This window comes from Bradyrhizobium sp. 2S1 (genome assembly GCF_011516625.5).
In the GTDB taxonomy this organism is placed as follows: Bacteria; Pseudomonadota; Alphaproteobacteria; order Rhizobiales; family Xanthobacteraceae; genus Bradyrhizobium; species Bradyrhizobium septentrionale.
This window is the reverse complement of the sequence record NZ_CP147717.1, coordinates 9740359-9761150: the sequence shown is the minus strand read 5'-3', so window position 1 is coordinate 9761150 and position 20792 is coordinate 9740359. Positions and strand designations below refer to the sequence as shown.

Here is a 20792-nt window from a genome sequence, read left to right as displayed (position 1 = left end):
GCGATCCGCGCAATGTTTTCCGCCAGCCACGCCGCGATTGCACCTAGCGTGTCGTGATGGTCCGTTTCGGGCCTGGGCGGGTGAGATATACGGGCAATTTTTTCGCAGTGGCGCCACGCCAATCTGTGCCGTGCCCCGGTTGACGGGGCAGCAATGGATCAGGCTCGGCCCTCAAACCTTGATCGCGCTAACAGCCCCGGCAAGGCCGCCGGCCGCTTCCGCTCGCTCATTTGAACGACAACGCATTGCCGCGCCGCATCAACGAATTGGAGCACGAAATGAGTTATTTCACCAACTTCACGGCGAACCCCGGATCGAACGTAAGCAACGGCACATTCCAGGACTTCGAGAACGACGTCACCGGCAACAACAGCTGGGTCCAAGTCCTGAGTTCAATGAATTACACGACGGCCACCGGATTTCTATCTGGTCCGGCAAGCGTGACCTCCTTTGACGCTCACCTGTCAACGCAGACCGGCTCCGACTATCTGACGATCATCAGCGGCTACTCCGCCACCTGGGACGGAGTCCAGGAGACCGTCACCACCTCCGGCAGCAATGTCTATGTCAACAATGCTTTGGTCGGCAGCTTTAGCTTTTCCGGCCAGGACCTGAATTTCAGCTTCACCTCCGCAAACTCGAACCCCGACATCCTCGGGGTCCTGTTGCAGTCCGTGGCCTATGCGGACACTTCGACAAATCGTCCGGCCTTCAACGAGCAGGTCTCGTTCACGTTCGGCACCTCGAACGGCACCGTGAGTGCGCCCACCGCCAACATCGCCGTCGGCAATGTTCCGGACGTTGTGATTCCCGCGCAAATCACATTCACCGCGCCGGCCGGCAACACGCTGACCGGATACGCCAACGTCCCGACCACCGTTATGCCAGGGGCGTACGTCCAGAGCCTCAATGGCTCGTGGACATCGAATGCCCCCGGCATCACCCACCCGTACTCCTACCAGGACGTGACGGCTGTCGACATTTCGATCGTAAATCCCCAAACGGGCGATCAACTGCTGATCAATCCTGCGCTCATCAGCAGCCCGACGAACGCTATCCAATTTGACAGTGCTCATGGGCGATATTCGATCTTGAGTGGAGCGGCCACTGCCCAGATCGGAAGCCAGGGCACCACCATCAACGCGCATCAGGCAGATGAGACCGTGTTAAGTACCGATTGGGTCACCGACATTCTGGATACGATCCAATACGAAAATACGTCGGGCTCTGCGCCGTCCTCGGTTCAGATTTCTGTTTCATTCGCGACGGCGCCGGAGTCGGGCGATAATTACGGCGCGATCACGCCTCCGACGCAGTATTTCACGATCAACCTGACGCCGCTGCCCTCGGTCCAGGCGGGGACCGTGAGCGTCACCTCCGGTGGTTCCGTCGCGGGCACGGCCGGCACCGCCGGCAGCGGCGCGCTCGCAGGCGACAGCGACGCCAATGGTTACGATCTGAGCGTTTCCGCCGTCAGCGGTGGTTCGCTCGGTAGCGCGGTGCACGGCACCTATGGCGATCTTACGCTCAACGCCGACGGCTCGTTCGCCTATGTGTCGGGCGCCAATGCGACCGAGCTTGGCAACCTCGCCGGTGCCACAGGCCAGGTCACCGACAACTTCACCTTCACGGTGAGCGATGGCCACGGCGGCAGCGTGGCCGCAACCCTTTCCGTCAACGTCGACGACAGCAAGCCGAGCGTCACCGGCATCGGCTTCGCATTCCCAAGCACGCAGCTTGGCGCCGGCGAAAGCGGCACCATCGTGCTCGCCGTGAGCAATGTCGGCGCGATCGACACTACCAAGGGTATCCCGACCCTCACGCTCAATGATGGTGGGACCGCCACCTTCGATGCCGCCAAGTCGAGCTCGAGCGAGCTCGTGTTCGACTATACGGTCTCCGCAGGCGACACCGACGTGGGCTCGCTCGCCGTGTCGAGCGTCAACCTCAACGGCGCGGTCGCCAATGCGTCGGGCGTTGTCGCCACGAGCGCGGTGTCGATTGCCGGCCTCACCCAGCATGGTCCGCAGATCGGCAGCGGCGGCGGAGCGCCGGCGGACATGAGCACGCTCGTCACGTTCACCGGCGGCGCCAGCTCGCTGCCGCAGACAACGCTCGTCATCGACGCGGCCGGCAACCTGTATGGGGAGACGACGGGACCGCAAGGCAGCACCGGGACGATCTTCGAGATCGCGAAGACCGGCGGCCTCTACTCGGGCACGCCCGGCCCGATCAACACGGGTCTCATGGTGGTGGATCCGAACGATCACCTTGTCGGTAATGCTACCCAGACCTTGGGGGTTGTTCCCCAGTCAGCCCTGCTCATCGACGCGGCTGGAAGCGTGTTATTTTCGAACACGGTGCGCGCCGGCCTCTTCACCCCATCCCAGCAGGATGCAAGCGTTCAGATGGCCGGCGCGAACTTCGTCGCCCCGGACGTGTTGGCCGCCAAGGTCGGGCAATGGGCCCCGCAAATCGCCCTCGTCACCGGCAACGAGATGTTCGTCGAAGACGAGCTCACCGGTCGTCTGGACGTGTTCAAGGGCGTCAACGCCTCGGCTTTCGAGCAGGTGAACCTCGGCAATATAACCGACGTCATCCTGCCCGTCACCGGCGTGAAGGGCGCCATGGCGGTGGACGTCGCCGGGAATGTCTTCGGCACGACGGCTAATGGTGCGGGCTCGATATTCGAGCTGCCTAACAACGGCGGCACGATCGGTGCGCCCATCACGCTTGCGACCTTCAATGGGCTCAACGGCGCCGATCCGGAAGCCGGCCTCATCGCGGACAGTGCCGGCGACCTGTTCGGCACGACGTTCTCGGGCGGTGCGTTCAACAACGGCACCGTGTTCGAGCTTGTCAAGAGCGGCAGCTCCTACACGCTGGTGACGCTGGCGAGCTTTAACGGCACGAATGGCGCCAATCCGCTCGGCGCCCTCATCGAAGACGGCGCCGGCAACCTGTTCGGCACCACCGAGGCCGGCGGCGCCAACGGCGACGGCAGAGCTGGCTCCGCAAATTCGGACAGTAGCTTGAGTGGATTTTCTGCCTGACAGCGGCGAGGATTCTTGCCGCGAATCAGGAGCGAAGATGACGAAGAAGAGCCGCCGGATGCATTCTCCGGCATTCAAGGCGAAGGTTGCTTTGGCTGCGGTCAAAGGCGAGAAGACGCTGGCGGAGCTGGCGCAACTGTTTGATGTTCATCCGAACCAGATCACGATCTGGAAAAACCAGCTCCTGGAAGGCGCCGCCGGCGTGTTTGGGCATGACAAGGCGTCGGCCGAGACGCCGGTCGATTTGAAGGCGTTACATGCCAAGATCGGCGAGCTGGCGTTGGAAAACGATTTTTTGTCCGGCGCGCTCACCAAGGCGGGCCTGCTGAGCGCAAAGCGATGATCGACCGCGGTCATGATCTTTCTATCGTGCGCCAGGCGAAGGTCCTGAAGCTGGCTCGCAGCACGGTCTACTATGAACCTCGGCCAGTTTCGGCCGAGGACCTTGCCTTGATGCGTCGGCTCGATGAGCTGCATCTCGATTATCCCTTCGCGGGAGCGCGTATGCAGCGATCGTTGCTGCGGCGGGAGGGCGTATACGCCGGTCGCCGCCACATCGCGACGCTGATGAAGCGCATGGGGATCGAGGCGGTCTATCGTCGCCCGAACACGAGTAAGCCGGCACCGGGTCACAAGATCTACCCGTACCTGTTGCGCGGATTGAAGATCGAGCGGCCCGACCAGGCGTGGGCAATGGACATCACCTACATTCCGATGCGGCGTGGCTTCGTCTATCTCGCGGCGGTCGTCGATGTGTTCAGCCGACGGGTCCTGGCCCATCGCGTCTCGATCACAATGGAGGCGGCCTTCTGCGTCGAAGCGGTCCAGGAGGCGTTGGCGAAGCACGGCAGGCCCGAGATTTTCAACACGGACCAGGGCAGCCAGTTCACCAGCCTCGAGTTCACCGATGTGCTGCTGGACGCGAAGATCGCCATCAGCATGGACGGCAAGGGCGCCTGGCGCGACAACGTGTTTGTCGAGCGGCTCTGGCGCACGGTCAAATACGAAGAAGTTTATCTCCGCGCCTACGACAGCGTGTCCGAGGCGCGAGCGTCAATTGCCAAGTATCTGGCCTTCTACAATCAGGGACGCCCTCACTCGAGCCTTGACGGGCGCACGCCCGACGAGGCTTACTTCGGCACGCAAGCTATGGTGATGGCCGCATGACCGTCGCCGACGATTTTGTCGTCGCTCTGGTCGGGCTACGCCCTCCCGACGCAACGACAAAATCGAAAGGCCCCGCGTTCAGCATAACCCGGCAGGAATCCACTTAAATCCCGCGGGGCGCTGTCCAAACAACCGGCGCCAGCTCTGGCACGGTGTTCGAAATCGCCAATACGAGCACGGGTTACGCCTCAACGCCGACGACGCTCGTTAGTTTCAACGGCGCCAATGGCGCCATGCCGGAGACCGGCCTCACTTTCGATGCCGCCGGAAACCTGTTCGGCACCACAACGCTGGGCGGTGCGAACAACGCCGGTACCGTGTTCGAGCTGAGCAATGTCGGCTTCGACGCCACGATTGCGCCCTGGGTGACGACCGAGCACGCGGCGGTGACTTCAGGCAGAAGCGTGTCCGGCACCGCCGGCTCGTCGGGCACCGGCGCGGTTGCCGGCGACGTCGATTACGACGGCCTCGTCCACAGCGTCTCGGCCATTGCCGGCGGCACGCTCGGCACCGTGGTGCACGGCACCTATGGCGACCTCACGCTCAACGCCGACGGCTCGTTCAACTATGTCGACGCGGCCAACGCAACCGAGCTCGCCGCAATCCGGGCAGCGACCGGACCCTTGACCGACACCTTCGCCTATATGGTCACCGACGGGCACGGCCACTCCGGGGGCGCGACACTCGACATCAGCCTGGATCGGAATGAGCTGAACCTCGGACCGCAGCTGACCGGCGCGGTCACGACGCCGTCGAGCGGCGCGTTCAATGCCGGCAAGACCATCACGATCCTGCTGGAGATGAACGAGGCCGTCACGGTGACCGGAACCGACGTGACGCTCACGCTCAGCAACGGCGGTACCGCGACGCTCGACGCCGCGAGCACGGCATCGCTGCAGCATCTCGGCGTGGTGGCCTTCGACTACAAGGTGGCCTCGACCGACCAGGATGCGGCCGGGCTTTCGATCGCCTCCATCAATCTGAACACGACGACGATCAGCGACAGCTCGGGCTTTCCGGGCGTCTTCCCGGCCACGCTGTCGAACTTCTCGAACGTCGACATCGAGACCACAGCGCCGACGATTGCGCTGACCGATCCGACCCAACCCATCCAGGGAACGAGCGCTGCAGGCGCCGCGGTGGCGTTTTCCGCGACCACGACGGATTTCCTCGACGGCACCAGCGATCCCGTGGTGTTCACGGAAGGCCAGAACGTCGTCCATTCGGGCGACACATTCAGTTTTGGCAACCACACCATCACGGCGAGCGCCACCGACACGGCCGGCAACACGACCTCGGAAACCTTCACCGTCACCGTGCAAGGCTCCACGCCACCGGTGCTGACGCCCGTCGCCAATCAGACCGACGAGGCCACCAGCGCAGCCGGGGCTGTGGCAATATTCTCTGCGACCGCGACCGATCTGGTCGACGGCACCGATCCGGTGGTGTTCAAGGAGGGCAGCACGGTCGTCCACTCGGGTGACACCTTCGCGCTCGGGACCCACACCATCACCGCCAGCGCCACCGATGCGGCCGGCAACAGCTCCTCCGAGACTTTTACCGTCACCGTGCGTGACACCACGCCGCCGATGCTGACGCCGGTCGCCAATCAGACCGACGAGGCCACCGGCGCAGCCGGGGCGGCGGCAGTATTCTCCGCGACGGCGACCGATCTGGTCGACGGCACCGATCCGGTCGTGTTCAAGGAGGGCAGCACGGTCGTCCACTCGGGCGGCACCTTCGCAATCGGAACGCACACCATTACCGCCAGCGCCACCGATGCTGCCGGCAACAGCTCCTCCGAGACTTTTACCGTCACCGTGCGCGACACCACGGCGCCGGTGCTGACGCCGGTCGCCAATCAAACCGACGAGGCCACCGGCGCAGCCGGCGCTGTGGCAACATTCTCCGCGACCGCGACCGATCTGGTCGACGGCCCCGACACGGTGGTGTTCAAGGAGGGCAGCACGGTTGTCCATTCGGGCGGTACCTTCGCAATCGGAACGCACACCATCACCGCCAGCTCCACGGATGCAGCCGGCAACAGCTCCTCCGAGACTTTCACCGTCACCGTGCGTGACACCACGGCGCCTGACACGTCGATTGTGACCGGACCATCCTCGCTCTCCAACAGCAATCAGGCCGCCTTCACGGTGAAGGGGACCGACGCCGTCGGTGTGACCGGCTTCGCGTACAAGATCGACAACGGCAGCTGGGCATCCACGGCGTCGAGCTCAATAGCGTTGACCGGCCTGTCCGATGGCAGTCACGTCTTCCAGGCCGCGGCGTTTGATGCCGCCGGCAATTTGGACGCGACGCCTGCGAGCTTCAACTGGACAGTCGATACCAAGGCGCCCACGGTGAGCGAGCACCTGCTGACCGACACCGGTACCTCGTCGACGGACAAGATCACGTCCAACGACGCGCTGACGGGATCGGGCGATCCGAATGCGGTCGTGCATTTCACGGTTGATGGCGTCGCAATCGGCGCGACGGCCACGGCCAGCGGGACCGGTGCCTGGTCGTTTACTCCGACAGGTCTTTTGGATGGCGTCCACACCATCGTTGCCAGCGAAACGGATCTGGCCGGCAACACCGGAAGCAGTTCGCTGACCTTCACGCTGGATACGAAGGCGCCGCAATCCGAGGTCACCAGCATCGCTCAAAACGGCAATGCAGCGAAGGCGACGGTGACATTCGGCGGGCTCTCCGAAGCCGGCAGTACCATCCTCAAGATCGTCGAGAGCCAGATCGGCGGCGGCGTCATCGGCACCGACGGCAACGGTAGTTCGACGGTCCTTGCGACCGCATCTGCAAGCGGCGGCTGGAGCGTCACGACGGGTACCGGATTTTCCTATTCATCCAGCAATGACTATAAAATCGACGTCACGGCGAAAGACGTCGCGGGCAATGTTTCCACCATCAGCACGTTCATCGGCACCGTCAAGGCGGACATTCTCGTCGGGACGTCCGGCAACGATTTCCTGTACGGCGGCGCGAAGGGAGATGTTCTGACGGGCGGAGCCGGCAGCGATACGTTTGTTTACAAGGCCATTACAGATTCCCAACCTGGCATGGGCAACTTCGACACCATCAAGGATTTTACGCATGGGTCCGACCACTTCGATTTCTCGGGCATCGCTGGCCTGAACAGCAACAATCACAGCGTTGCGATCAACATCCTGACCGGCAATGCGCCCGCCAGCATTGCTGCGCATACGATCGATGTGGTGATCAACGGCGGCAATGCAGTCCTGTATGCGAACGCAAGCGGCTTCAGCGAATCGATCAGCACTGGACATGAAGACATGCAGATCAATCTGACGAGCGTGACCTCAATGAGCGCGTCGGACTTCCTTCTTCATTTCTGAACGCGGCGAAACCGATCTGGACCTGATTGAGTCCGATCATAGCAGAGCGGGCCTTCCGCAAACCCGCGATAGCCCAGCACGTTGAATCTTGCGTGCATTGGACTGGTGTTGGTTTGTCTCTTCGATCCGTTGTCGTGGTTGAAGAGTGCCGCGACGCACGATTTCCCGTTCGAGGCGCCGCTCGACGTGCCAAGTTATGTCTAACTGCTCGCCTCCGGGTAACCAGTGCACGTCCTCAGAGGCCTGCCCCATTTTGGCAGGAGCCCCCAACTGTGGCGGAAGTGGAGATGTTCCGCGAGTGAAGCTCCCGCGGTGGCCGCCAATTGCCTCGTCAAACCCGCTCTACCGGAACGGCGAATACATATCCGACACCGCGCTCGGTCTGGATCACGCGTGGCGCGCTTGGATCGCGCTCAAGCTTGCGCCGCAGGCGGAGAATCTGCACATCAATGCTGCGGTCGAAGACATCTTCGTGAACGCGGGTCGCCTGCAATAGGTGCTCGCGGCTAAGCGGACGTTGTGGCGCTTCGAGAAAGGCCAGCAGCATCGCGTACTCGCCCTTTGTCAATGCGACCGGGGCACCGGCCGGGTCGGTAAGCTGCCGGATCCTGCGGTCGAGCTGCCAGCCGGAAAATCGAAATCGGCCACGCTCTGGATCGCGCGCCGGCGTGGCCCTACCGGCATCGAACCGGCGCAAGATCGCGCGAACACGCGCGAGCAATTCGCGCAGGTTGAATGGCTTCGTCAGATAATCGTCGGCGCCAAGCTCGAGACCGACCACTCGATCGATGTCGTCGCGGCGGTGACCCGTGATGATGATCACGGGCACTTCGGAGTTCAAGCGGATCTCCCGAAGAAGATCCAGTCCGTCTTCTAATCCAAGCCGGAGATCAAGGATCACCAGATTGACCTCGGCACTGCCAAGCCGACCGACCATTTCCTGCCGATTGCTTGCTGCCAGGGTCCGGATGTTGTTCTCCGCGAAATAGTTTAGGATCATGCGCTGCAAGGCAGGATCATCTTCCACGACGAGGACGCACACTTGGCGATCAACGCTTCCGCGAGGACCCGGGTCATTCAGTGATGAGCCGCTCATTGCATCCAGTTCCTTCAACGGCACCGCCGGTGGCGACAGCGGCCGCGTACGGCTGCGGTTTCGCGTGTCTGCTGCTCGCGCTCGTTTGTCTCAGCGCGTTCTCGCCGGCAGACGCTCAATCGCCGGGCTTCGAGGCGCGCGCCGACCGCGAGCCTATCACGCCAATTCCCGCGCCGCGTGCCCAAGACCCACAGCGTGTCCTGCTCGGAGAACGATTGTTCGGCGACCGACGTCTGTCTCACGATAATACACACAGTTGTTCGTCGTGCCACGATATAGCAACCAATGGCGCCAGCGCCAGGATCCACGATACGCGTGAGGGCCAACCGATCGCCCTCAATACGCCGACGGTCTTCAATGCGAGTCTGAACTTCCGCCTGAATTGGGAAGGCAATTTCCGCTCGTTGGAAGACGGAATCGAGGGCAGTCTTCGCAATCCAGCGATTATGGCGTCGAGCGTTGACGAAGCCCTCGGCAAACTGCGTGCTGACCCCGAGATCGTGGGGCAGTTTCGTGATGCCTATGGAAGGGAGCCTGATGTCGCCGCCATGCTGGATGCGATCGCGACATACGAGCGGACGTTAGTTACGCCAGATAGCCGCTTCGACCGATGGCTTGCCGGGGAAACCAACGCCATGACGCCGGACGAGTTGTCGGGTTACCAGGTTTTCAGATCGCTCGGCTGCATCGCCTGCCATCAGGGTGTCAATGTGGGCGGCAATCTGTTTCAACGGCACGGCATCTTCCATCCATTGGGCTCGCCGGAGCCGGCATTGGTTCGCGTGCCCAGCTTGCGAAATGTGGCGACAACGGCGCCATACTTTCATGATGGCAGCGCGGCCACATTGCCGGACGCGGTCAAAGCGATGGGTGTCGCCCAACTCGACCGCGTCTTAACCGATCAGCAAACAGCCGCCATCGTCGCCTTCCTTAACACGCTGACCGGGACATATCGAGGTCAAGCCGTAAGGCCGGCCACCGCCACACCACGCACTGGCTCGCCGATGCCATGAGGAATCTGCCGTTTGTTCTCGGGGTTTCATTTCTGCTCGCGCTGCTGACCTGGCTGTTGTTGCGCGGCATAGATACCAACGCGTCCGCCTATGCGGTGACGCTCCAGACGCTCGACGAATATGCGCTTGCCGAGGCCTCGCTTCACCGCGACGTGCTTCAGGCGCGAGCTGGCCTGCTTCGTGACTACGATGCATTTGCTGTTGATGCGCGAGCGATGGCCGATGCGGTCAGTCGGCTCCGATCTCACGCACGGGCCGAAGGTCTCGATCCGAAGCCAATTGACCAGCTGGCAGCGGCGGTTGTCGAGCAGGAAGAGCTGCTGGAGCGTTTCAAGACCAGCAACGCCTTGCTGCAGAATTCACTCTCCTACGTAGGCCTGCTCAGCACGAGCCCGGCGTTCCTTGCCAACGACGTGCAACTCGCGCCGGCAACGGGCGCATTGGCGGCTGCGATCCTCTATTTGTCGCGAGACACCTCATCCGCTGCGATGCGAGCGCTCCAGGAAAAGATCGACCAGTTTGCTCAGCAAACGCCCACCACGGGACCGGACGCGGAACCGGCGCGCGCGATGCTGGCGCATGCACGGCTGCTCTATGAACAGCTCCCTGCGGTCGATGAAACGCTGAAGGCCTTCATCGCCGCGGCCAGCACGCATGCCCTGGAGGAGGTCCGCGAACTGTTTTCCCGCCATCGGTCCGTGGTCGAAGCCGGGGAGCAGCGCTATCGGCTGCTGCTCTACGTTGTCTCCCTGTTGTTGCTCGTCTTGCTCGTCATTCTCGGCCTTCGGCTACGAGCTCGGGCGGTGGCGTTGCGTCGGCGGGCAGCATTCGAACACGTCATTGCCGAGAATTCGACGCGTCTGATCAATTGCTCGCCGGCCGAGACCGGAATGCGATTGAAGCAGGTGCTGGGCGAATTCAGTCGGATCATCGACGCGGATCGTGCGTATGTGGTCTTGGACGAGCGGCCGATCCGGGTCCACGCATGGTCGAAGGACGGAGTGACGTTTCCGCCGGGTTGGCCTCGACGGGCGTTGGCGGTAGCCGAGCAGCTTGGCGCAGGGGACGGCGTCACCATTGCCGACGCGAGCGCATTGCCGCCCGGCGCTAGGGATGCATTGGCGGGTACTGGCGTGCGCGCGTGGGCCTGTTTGCCGCTGGTTCGGCCGGGTCGGGTCCAGGGCATCATGGGTTTTGACCGCTTCCGCCCGATACGGAACAAGATCTCTCCTATCCCGCTCGCGAGGCTTGCCAGTGACGCCGTGGCTAATGCGCTCGAGCGCGAATTTCTGGAACGCGAGAGGACCAAGCTTGCCATGCGGCTGGAGCGGGCACGTCGCATGCAGATGATAGGATCGCTGGCCAGCGGGATCGCGCATAACTTCAACAATATCATCGGCGCCATCCTTGGTTATTCGGAGATGGCGGAGCCGCAAATCGCCCGCGGTTCCAAACCGGCACAGCACATCGACGAGATACGCCGGGCCGCCGAGCGCGGTCGCGACCTCGTCGACAATATCCTCACCTTCGGCCGGCGGACCGACGGGCGTGCTCGTCCGGTTCAGGTGCGCACTTTGCTCAACGAGGCGGCCTCGTTGTTGCGTGCCTCGTTGCCGTCGGATGTAGAGCTTGTCTTCGAAGACGTTCCGGCCGACGTCGCCGTGTCAGGCGAACCGGCGCAGCTTCAGCAGGTCATCCTCAATCTCTGCACCAACGCTGCGCAAGCAACGAACGATGGCGGTTGTGTCCGCGTGGCCGTGAAACAGGAACAGATGGCCGCTTTCGTGGAGATGAGCGAGGGTGGGCTCTCCCCGGGTCGCTACGTATGCCTTTCCGTCAGCGACAACGGGAGCGGAATCGATGAACGCGTGGCGCGGCGGATGTTCGAGCCGTTCTTCACGACGCGCGTGGCAGGAACTGGCCTTGGTCTCGCAACGGTTCGCGAGATCGTCCGCGATCATGATGGAGCGATCAACGTTCAGAGCGAACCTGGCTGTGGAAGCCGGTTCGAAGTGTGGCTGCCTGCTGTGGCGGCGGACTCCATCGCGGCTGACGGATTGTCGGCGCTTCCGCTTGGACGCGGCGAGACGGTGCTGATCGTCGAAAGCGAGCGGGAACGCTTGCTGCGCGATGAAGAGAAGCTGGCGGCGCTGGGATACGAGCCGGTCGGGTTTGAGGTCGCGGCGGATGCCCTTGCTGCATGCCGTTCCGACTCTGCGCGATTCGATATCATCCTGGTCGGTCACGCCTCGCGGCCCCAGGGCGGGGTGGAATTGGCGCGAGCCCTGCACGAGGTATCGCCGTTGCAGCCCGTGTTGCTTGCCGTCGCGACTGCCGCCGATGTCAGCATCGATTTGCTGACGGACGCCGGCATCTCTGAAGTGCTGCATTGGCCACTGGATAACGCCGAACTTGCTGCGGCATTGGACCGCTGCCTGCGAACGCCGGCCAGGTTACAGCCGTAACACGATTACCCTTGCCTGAAATACTTCCGTAGCGCAGGGCCGCCATTTCTGGTGGCCCGCAGCCGTGCAGACGCGCGTCAAGATGACGGAGGTGACAACGGCGACCAGATCGAGCGTTAGCACCAACGAAACCACCACCCCAGGAATGAGCGTTCGCGCTGATTCATCAATCCTCGAAAGGACCGCTTCAATGGCAATCACAGCCAGTTTTTCGGCAGGCTCAGGCGTGCTGACGGTGTTCGATGACGCCCTCGACAACTCCATCGTCGCCAGCCGCGATGCGGCCGGCAACATTCTCATCAACGGCGGCGCGGTGACCATCCTCGGCGGCCGTCCGACGGTTGCCAACACCGCGACGATCCAGGTGTTCGGTCAGGCCGGAAACGACACGATCTCGGTCGACGAAGCCAATGGTGCGATGCCGTCGGTGCAACTATTTGGCGGCGCGGGTAACGACATCCTGATCGGGGGCTCGGGCACTGATCTGCTGTTCGGCGGCGCCGGCAACGATGTCCTGCAAGGCAAGGGCGGGGACGATCTCCTGTTTGGCGGAGACGGCAGCGACACCCTGACCGGCGGCACCGGAAGCGACCAGATGTTCGGCGGGGCTGGCAACGACCGCATGATCTGGAACCCGGGCGAGGGCACCGACCTGATGGAAGGCGGCGACGGCATCGATACCGCCGAGGTCAATGGCGGCAACGGCGCCGAAGTCTTTTCGATCACGGCCAACGGCACGCGCGTGCGCTTCGATCGGATCAACCCTGCGCCGTTCTCGCTTGATATCGGAACCACCGAGAACCTCGTGCTCAACATGAACGGCGGTGACGACGTTTTCACCGCCGGAAACGGCCTCGCCAACCTGATCCATCTCACCATCGACGGCGGCGACGGCAACGACACCATTACCGGCGGTGACGGCAGCGACACGCTGATCGGCGGAGCCGGTAACGACGTCATCATCGGCGGCCGCGGCAACGACAGCCTGCTCGGCGGCACCGGCGACGACACCTTCATCTGGAATCCGGGCGACGGCAGCGACACCGTCGAAGGCCAGGACGGCACCGATACGCTGGTCTTCAACGGCGCCAACGTCAGCGAGAACATCGATATCACCGCCAACCACGGCAGGGTGACGTTCAGCCGCGACATCGCCAGTATCACGATGGATCTCAACGGCATCGAGCACATCGATTTCAACGCGCTCGGCGGCGCCGACAACATCAATGTCCGCGACCTCACCGGAACCGGCGTCACCCAGGTCGCGATCGATCTCGAGTCGACACCTGGCAGTGGTGTCGGCGACGGCGCGGCCGATACCGTGACCGTCAACGGCACCAACGGCAGCGACAACATTCAGGTGGCGGGAGCGGGAGGCTCGGTCACGGTCGCCGGCCTGCCCGCAACGGTTACCCTTGCCGGATCAGAGGGGGCCAACGACCAGCTCATCGTCGAGGGCGGTGCTGGCAACGACGTCATCACCGCTGCCGGCCTTGCGGCCGGTGTCATCGGCCTCATCATCGATGGCGGTGCCGGCAACGACACCATCACCGGAAGCCAGGGCAACGACACGCTGATCGGCGGCGACGGCAACGACACCGTGATCGGTGGTCGCGGCAATGATGTCGCGTCGCTTGGCAATGGCAACGACACCTTCGTCTGGAATCCGGGCGACGGCAGCGACACGGTCGATGGCGGGGCAGGCACCGATACGCTGGTGTTCAACGGCGCCAATGTCGGCGAGAACATCGACATCTCGGCCAATGGCTCGCGGGTGAGGCTGTTCCGCGATGTCGGCAACGTGACCATGGATCTTGGCGGCATCGAGCACATCCAGCTCGCTACCCTCGGCGGCGCCGACACGGTCACAGTCAATGACCTCTCCGGAACCGACGCCAAGCAGATCGCAATCGACCTGTCGGCGACGCCGGGCAGCGGTCAGGGCGACGGCGTGGCGAACACCGTGAACGTCAATGGCACCGCCGGCGACGACCGCATCAGCGTCGTCAGCACGAGCTCGTCGGTCGTCGTCAACGGATTGGCGGCGCAAGTGATGGTCAGTGGTATGGACGCCGCGCTCGATCGGCTTGTCGTCAACGGCGGCGATGGCAACGACACCATCACCGGCAGCGCGGGCAACGACACCGTCATTGGCGGGCGCGGCAATGACGTGGCGAAAATGGGTGCCGGCGACGACACCTTCGTTTGGAACCCGGGCGATGGCAGCGACACCGTGGACGGAGGAGCCGGCAACGACACCCTGCTGTTCAACGGCGCCAACGTCAGCGAGAGCATGGATATCTCGGCCAGTGGCAGCCATGCGATCTTCAGCCGCGACATCGGCGTCGTCACCATGGATCTCGATCGCATCGAGACCATCGATGTCAACGCGCTGGGTGGTGCGGATACCATCACGGTGGGCGACCTGTCCAAGACCGACGTGAAGCATGTTGCGATCGACTTGTCCGCGCCTCTCGGTAGCGGACAAGGCGACGGTCAGGTCGACACGGTCGTGATCAACGCCACCAATGGCGACGACGCGATCTCGATCAACGACAACAACGGTGTGATCACGGTGTCGGGGTTGGCTACCGACGTCACGATCACCGGCTTCGAGGCCAACGATCGCATCGTGATCAACGGCCTCGGAGGCGATGACGTCGTCAATGCCTTCGGGCTCGGAGGGGCGATGCAGTTCATCGCCAATGGCGGCGACGGCAACGACATCCTGATCGGCAGCCGCGGCAGCGACACTCTGAGCGGCGGCGCAGGGGATGACACCCTGATTGGCAATGGCGGAACCGACGTTCTCGACGGTGGCACCGGCAACAACCTCCTGTTTCAGGCGATGGTGAATCCCGGCAGTGCCGTGAGTAACGCTTCGTCTGTGGCGAGCGCTGCCCTGCTGGGCCAGTTCATGGCCTCAAGCCTGGTCTCGACGGGGGCTGCACTCGGCGGCATGCCGCTTGCCGATCCTGCGCCTGACCAGCAGCCGCTGCTGACGCAGCCGCACGCGGCCTGACGCAACATCACCCTGGAGAGCATCGATGAGCAACGAAACCAACAGCGCGGGACCGGTAGATCAAGGTCTCGAAGCCCTTGTGACGCTGCTGCATCTCCAGGGGGTAGCGGCCGATGCCGGACAGATCGCGCATCGGCTGGGCACGGAGAAGATCGGCACACCGGAGATGCTCCGGTGTGCCAAAGACCTCGGGCTCAAGGCGCGTGCCTGCCGGACCGACTGGTCCCGGCTCGGCAGCACGCCCTTGCCCGCCATCGCGGCCCTGCGCAACGGCGGATTCCTGGTGGTCGCCAAGGCCGCCGAAGGCAAGGTTCTGGTGCAAGCGCCGGCGTCCCGGCCCGCACTGATGACGCAGGACGAACTGGTGTCGGTCTGGGACGGTCAGTTGATCCTGATGACCCGTCGCGCCGGTTTGTCGGATATCACCCGCCGCTTCGGCATCGCCTGGTTTCTGGGCGCGATTCACAAATATCGTCATCTGCTCGGTGAGGTGCTGGTCGGATCGTTTTTCCTGCAACTGTTCGGCCTGGTTTCGCCGCTGTTCTTCCAGGTGGTGATCGACAAGGTGCTGGTGCACCGGTCGCTAGCCACCCTCGACGTCCTGGTTCTCGGACTGGTGTCGATTTCGCTGTTCGAGACCGTGCTGGGGATCCTGCGCACCTATCTGTTTTCCCACACCACCAACCGGATCGACGTCGAACTCGGCGCACGCCTGTTTCACCATTTGCTGGCTTTGCCGATGGCCTATTTCCAGGCGCGTCGTGTCGGGGATTCGGTGGCACGGGTGCGCGAACTGGAGAACATCCGCAATTTTCTCACCAGCTCGGCGTTGACCCTGCTGATCGACCTGTTCTTCACGTTCGTCTTCCTGGGCGTGATGTACTTCTATTCGCCGCTGCTGACGTGGATCGTGATCGGCTCGTTCCCCTTCTATATCGCGATATCGGCCGGGGCGACGCCGCTGTTCCGGCGGCGGCTCGACGAGAAATTCCGGCGTGGTGCCGAGAACCAGGCTTTTCTGGTCGAGAGCGTCAGCGGCATCGAAACACTCAAGGCGATGGCGGTCGAGCCGCAGATGCAGCGCCGCTGGGAAGAGCAACTGGCCGGCTATGTGGCGGCGAGCTTCCGGGTCCTCAGTCTCGGCAACAGCGCGAGCCAGACGGTACAGCTGGTCAGCAAGATCGTCACGGCCAGCATCCTGTATTGCGGTGCCAAGCTCGTCATCGGCGGCGATCTCTCGGTCGGCGAACTCGTCGCCTTCAACATCCTGGCCGGCAGGGTGAGTGCACCGGTGCTGCGCCTAGCGCAGATCTGGCAGGATTTCCACCAGGCACGGTTGTCGATCGCGCGGCTCGGCGACATCCTCAACACCACCGCCGAGCAGACCTATTCGGCCGGGCGGGCGCGGCTGCCGTCGATCCGCGGCGACATCAAATTCGACCACGTCTCGTTTCGCTACCGCGTTGACGGACAGGAAGTGCTGCACGATGTCTCGTTCGAGGTGCCGGCCGGCCAGACCGTCGGCATCGTCGGACCCTCGGGCTCGGGCAAGAGCACGTTCGCCAAGCTGGTGCAGCGGCTCTATGTCCCGGAGCGTGGGCGGGTGCTGGTGGACGGCATGGACCTTGCCATGGCCGATCCAGCGTGGCTGCGCCGCCAGATCGGCATCGTGCTGCAGGAGAACGTGCTGTTCAACCGTTCGGTGCGCGACAATATCGCGCTTGCCGATCCGGCGATGCCGATGGAACGCATCGTTGCGGCAGCGCGGCTCGCCGGGGCGCACGACTTCATCCTCGAACTTGCCGAGGGCTACGATACCGTGGTCGGCGAACGCGGCTCGACGCTTTCGGGCGGTCAGCGGCAGCGCATCGCCATCGCGCGGGCGCTGGTGGGCGATCCGCGCATCCTGATCTTCGACGAGGCGACCAGCGCGCTGGACTACGAGAGCGAGCGCATCGTTCAGCAGAACATGAAGGACATCGCCAAGGGGCGGACGGTGCTGGTGATCGCACACCGGCTCTCGACCGTCCGCGCGGCGGACCGCATCGTCACGCTCGATTGCGGTCGCCTGGTCGAGGACGGCAGCCACGACACGCTGATCAAGACCGGCGGTCCCTACGCGTCGCTGCACCGGTTGCAAGGAGGGTTCCATGAAGTCGTCTGAAGCGGCGGTTGCCGCCGGATCCGCGCCACGCGTGATCCCGTTCCGCCCTGCGCAACGCAAAAGCAGCGAGGAGCTGGCGTTTCTGCCGGCGGCGCTCGAGATCGTAGAGACGCCACCGTCGCCGGTCGGCCGCGCGACCGCGGCCAGCATCGCCCTGATGTTTTGCGCGGCCTTGCTCTGGGCCTGGTGGGGCACCATCGACATCGTGGCTTCGGCGACCGGAAAAATCCTGCCGGGCGACGGCACCAAGGTGGTGCAGCCGTTCGAGACCGGCATCGTGCGGTCGATCAGGGTATAGGACGGACAGGCGGTCAAGGCCGGAGACGTGCTGATCGAACTCGACCCGACCGTGAACGCGGCGGAGCGCGATCATTTGCGCAACGATCTGCTGGCCGAGCGGCTCAACATCGCGCGCGTGCGCGCGGCGCTCGCCGACAGCAACGATCCCGCTGCCGACTTCACGCCGCCCACCGGGGCCGACCCGGAACTGGTTGCCACCCAGCGTCAGTTGTTGCTGAACCAGGTGACCGAGCAGCGCGCCAAGATCGCGGCACTCCTGCGCCAGCAGGCGCAGAAGGAGGCCGAACAAGCCACCGCATCGGCGACAATCCACAAGCTTGAGACGATCATTCCAGTGATCCAGTCGCGCGTCGACATTCGTAAGACGCTGGTCGAGAAGGAGCTGGGCTCGAAGCTCGGCTATTTCGAGGTGCTCCAGCTGCTGGTCGAGCAACAGGAAGAGTTCAACGTGCAGAACAGCCATCTGCATGAGACCGAGGCGGCGATCGCAGCGATCCGCGAGACCCGCGGGCAGGCGGCGGCGGAGTATCGGCATACGCTTTCCGACGAACTGGCCAAGTCCGAGCAGAAGGCGAACGGGCTCGCGCAGGACCTGATCAAGGCCGAGCAGAGGACCAGGCTTCAGCAGCTGACGGCTCCCGTCGACGGCGTGGTGCAGCAGCTCGCGATCCACACCATCGGCGGCGTGGTCACGCCGGCGCAGTCGCTGCTGGTGGTCGTGCCGAGCGACAGCCGGCTGGAAATCGAAGCCATGGTGTCGAATCACGACATCGGCTTTGTCCATGCCGGGCAGCAAGCCGAGATCAAGATCGATACCTTCAATTTTACCCGCTACGGGCTCCTGCATGGTCAGGTGCTTTCGGTCTCGCAAGATGCTGTCGTCCGCGATCGCCAGCACGATCGCGCCCTGGTGACGCAGAGCGAAACCAGCGAGCCGAAGGGACAGGAACTGAACTACAGTGCGCGCATTTCACTCGATCGCACCGAAATGCAGATCGACGACAGGATCGTTAATCTTTCGCCCGGCATGGCGGTGACCGTGGAGATCAAGACGGGATCGCGGAAGGTCCTGAGCTATCTGCTTTCACCGCTGCTGCGCTACCGCCAGGAAGTTTTGCGCGAGCGCTAGTACCCAGAATCAGAGCTGAGTGATACGGCGGCCTTTGAAACGGCGTTGACGGACCTTTTTCTTGGTCCAGACGAAGGGCTCGGCTCTGTCGTTGTATGCGTTGACGTAGGCATCGATGTGCTCCTGAAGCTGCGTGAGGCTTGTGAAGGAGGTGCCGCTGAGCGACTGCCCCTGCAAGATCGAAAACCATACCTCGACCTGATTGAGCCAAGACGCACTTGTCGGCGTGAAATGAAATTGCACGTTGGGGTGGGCCTTGAGCCAATGCTCGTTCTTCTTGTGGGTGTTGAGGTTGTCGAGGATGACGTGAAGCTTCCGGTTCGGAAAAGCCGCGGTGACGCTGTTCATGAAGTCGAGAAACTCGACGCGGCGTCGGCGTTTTGAATGCGCCGCGATGATCTTTCCGGTGGCGACTTCGAGCGCCGCAAACAATGTTGTGGTGCCATGCCGCTTGTAATCGTGGCTCTGGCCGGTCAAGGCGCGGCCATTGGGCAACTTCAGATAACCCTGCGCTCGCTCCAAAGCCTGGATCGAGGGCTTCTCGTCCACGCACAGCACAATGGCCTTCGCGGGCGGGGCGACATAGAGGCCGACAACATCGGCGGCTTTGGCCGTAAAGTTCGGGTCGTTGCTCTCACACCAGGACTTACGAGCCGCGAGGTCAATCTTGTGGCTGCGCAGGAACCGCCAGACATATTGGACGTCAACATCGCCCAGCGCCCCGGCCAGCAGGGGCCCGGTCCAGCGTGCGAACCCGTCCGGCGGCGGCTTGTCCAGCAGCTTCAGAATCCGCTTGTCGGTGGCCTTCGTATAGATTGGCTGCTTGCCCGGTCGCGGCTTGTCTTGCAGCCCTTCAAGGCCTTGGTCGGCATAGCGATGCCGCCAAAGGCTGACAATCCGCGGCTGGACCCCAACTTCCTTGGCGATCGACCGAGTGCTGCGTCCATCCGCCGCCAACAGAACTATCCGCGCCCGCTTCAAATCGCGCTGCAACGTCACCGGGGAGCGGCAACACGCCTCAAGCACCTTGCGATCTTTCCTCGAAAGGTGGACTTCTCTTGCTTCGGGTATCATCCCGACCTTGAATCACGACTCACGCTTTAAGAACAGTAGGTACTAGGCCGGCGAGCACTACGGCTTCGCCGCCGTCAGCCGACCCGTTACGATCAAACTGCAACCAAACCGAGAATAACCGATGAAGATTCCGACTGCTTTCCTTCGCGCCGTTTCGTTTGCCGCCCTCTGGCTCGTCAGCAGGGCGGCCGCGCAAGAGCCGTTGGCGATTGCGGTGCGCGACAGGACCGTCATCACCACCCTCCATGCCGAGGGCGCGCAGGTCTACGAATGCAAGCCGGACACCGGGAAATCCCAATCGCTAGTTCGCGCGCTGACTTGGCAATTGCGCGAGCCGATTGCGACGCTCATGCTGGATGGAAAGTCGATTGGACGGCATTACGGCGGACCGAGTTGGGAGCTCACGGACGGTAGTGCCGTGAAGGGCAAGGTCGTCGCCAGCGCGCCCGGCGCAACCTCGAACGACATTCCGTCGCTCGAGCTCGAAGTGGTCGACCAGCGCGGCAACGGTGTGCTGTCGGCCGCGACCGTTGTCCAGCGCATCAACACCGAGGGCGGGGTCGCGCGGGGATCGTGCGAGAGAGCCGGGGATTACCGCAGCGCGCCCTATTCCGCGGACTACGTGTTCCTGCGCAAGAGCGGCTGATGGTACCGGTCCCACGGTACCTCATGGCGCAAAGCTGACCTCCTTTGACCCACCTTAGTATCTTGGATAAGTGATCGCCTGACGCGCGTCGACGCGAATATCGAAACCATCAAGGACAGTCTTACCTGAAATCAAGGTGTACCTTGCGAAAGGCGCCGGCCATTATTTCATTTGAGTTGGCATTTCCTGCCATTTCTTTTTGAGAACTAAGCTATCGAAGTTATGAGAGCGCATTTTGGTGCTTTTTTCCAAACGCGCCTTGATTTCGTTGCATATTCCAACTGATTTTGAT

10 protein-coding genes and 1 pseudogene are annotated in these 20792 nt (G+C 62.9%); 9 read left to right on the top strand and 2 right to left on the bottom strand.

Features of this window, described 5'->3' with window-relative positions; genetic code table 11:
* Positions 1 to 230: 230 nt before the first annotated feature.
* The 3 genes from HAP54_RS46440 to HAP54_RS46430 all read left to right on the top strand — a co-directional run bounded on the left by HAP54_RS46440 (position 231) and on the right by HAP54_RS46430 (position 7591).
* Positions 231 to 3053 (top strand): beta strand repeat-containing protein, encoded by a 2823-nt coding sequence (locus tag HAP54_RS46440; RefSeq protein WP_166298032.1) that lies wholly within the window; start codon positions 231 to 233, stop codon positions 3051 to 3053.
* A gap of 37 nt (positions 3054 to 3090) precedes the next feature.
* Positions 3091 to 4220, top strand: a protein-coding gene (locus tag HAP54_RS46435) for an IS3-like element ISRj2 family transposase (protein WP_166296389.1) whose coding sequence is annotated in 2 segments (ribosomal slippage) — positions 3091 to 3343 and positions 3343 to 4220 — 1131 coding nt in all. Because the reading frame shifts where the segments join, the coding sequence is not laid out codon by codon here.
* A 152-nt stretch (positions 4221 to 4372) separates the two neighbouring features.
* Positions 4373 to 7591 carry an Ig-like domain-containing protein gene (locus tag HAP54_RS46430; RefSeq protein ID WP_224741499.1) on the top strand — a complete coding sequence of 1073 codons (3219 nt, stop codon included), beginning with the start codon at positions 4373 to 4375 and terminating at the stop codon, positions 7589 to 7591.
* 331 nt (positions 7592 to 7922) lie between these two features.
* Here HAP54_RS46430 and HAP54_RS46425 read toward each other — a convergent pair whose 3' ends face one another.
* Entirely contained in the window at positions 7923 to 8687 is a 765-nt protein-coding gene (locus tag HAP54_RS46425) for a response regulator (RefSeq protein ID WP_166307148.1), read from the bottom strand.
* 29 nt (positions 8688 to 8716) lie between these two features.
* Between HAP54_RS46425 and HAP54_RS46420 the strand changes: the two genes are divergently transcribed.
* From HAP54_RS46420 to HAP54_RS46395, 5 genes and pseudogenes are all read left to right on the top strand, one after another.
* Positions 8717 to 9700, top strand: a complete 984-nt coding sequence (locus HAP54_RS46420; RefSeq protein ID WP_224741500.1) for a cytochrome-c peroxidase — start codon at positions 8717 to 8719, stop codon at positions 9698 to 9700.
* Complete coding sequence (locus tag HAP54_RS46415; RefSeq protein ID WP_166298029.1) at positions 9697 to 12165, top strand: two-component system VirA-like sensor kinase; 2469 nt, start codon at positions 9697 to 9699, stop codon at positions 12163 to 12165. The genes HAP54_RS46420 and HAP54_RS46415 overlap by 4 nt, the downstream gene beginning before the upstream one ends.
* A 190-nt stretch (positions 12166 to 12355) precedes the next feature.
* Complete coding sequence (locus HAP54_RS46410; RefSeq protein ID WP_166298028.1) at positions 12356 to 15187, top strand: beta strand repeat-containing protein; 2832 nt, start codon at positions 12356 to 12358, stop codon at positions 15185 to 15187.
* A 25-nt stretch (positions 15188 to 15212) separates the two neighbouring features.
* Complete coding sequence (locus HAP54_RS46405; RefSeq protein WP_166298027.1) at positions 15213 to 17351, top strand: type I secretion system permease/ATPase; 2139 nt, start codon at positions 15213 to 15215, stop codon at positions 17349 to 17351.
* Positions 17338 to 18780, top strand: a pseudogene (locus tag HAP54_RS46395) (HlyD family type I secretion periplasmic adaptor subunit). Before HAP54_RS46405 ends, HAP54_RS46395 begins: the two are co-directional and overlap by 14 nt.
* Before the next feature lie 9 nt (positions 18781 to 18789).
* On the opposite strand, the gene HAP54_RS46390 reads toward HAP54_RS46395, so the two are convergent.
* On the bottom strand, positions 18790 to 19854 hold the full coding sequence (locus tag HAP54_RS46390; protein WP_166204319.1) for an IS630 family transposase: 1065 nt from the start codon (positions 19852 to 19854) through the stop codon (positions 18790 to 18792).
* Positions 19855 to 19975: 121 nt separating this feature from the next.
* Here HAP54_RS46390 and HAP54_RS46385 point away from each other — a divergent pair, with 121 nt between their 5' ends.
* Complete coding sequence (locus tag HAP54_RS46385; protein ID WP_166298026.1) at positions 19976 to 20500, top strand: DUF3455 domain-containing protein; 525 nt, start codon at positions 19976 to 19978, stop codon at positions 20498 to 20500.
* The last annotated feature ends 292 nt before the right edge of the window (positions 20501 to 20792 follow it).

Excerpts from the sequence above, each read along its gene's own strand:
- HAP54_RS46425 (WP_166307148.1), bottom strand. The coding sequence starts at position 8,687 with ATGAGCGGCTCATCACTGAATGACCCGGGTCCTCGCGGAAGCGTTGAT.
- HAP54_RS46415 (WP_166298029.1), top strand. The coding sequence starts at position 9,697 with ATGAGGAATCTGCCGTTTGTTCTCGGGGTTTCATTTCTGCTCGCGCTG.
- HAP54_RS46410 (WP_166298028.1), top strand. The coding sequence starts at position 12,356 with ATGGCAATCACAGCCAGTTTTTCGGCAGGCTCAGGCGTGCTGACGGTG.
- HAP54_RS46405 (WP_166298027.1), top strand. The coding sequence starts at position 15,213 with ATGAGCAACGAAACCAACAGCGCGGGACCGGTAGATCAAGGTCTCGAA.
- HAP54_RS46390 (WP_166204319.1), bottom strand. The coding sequence starts at position 19,854 with ATGATACCCGAAGCAAGAGAAGTCCACCTTTCGAGGAAAGATCGCAAG.
- HAP54_RS46385 (WP_166298026.1), top strand. The coding sequence starts at position 19,976 with ATGAAGATTCCGACTGCTTTCCTTCGCGCCGTTTCGTTTGCCGCCCTC.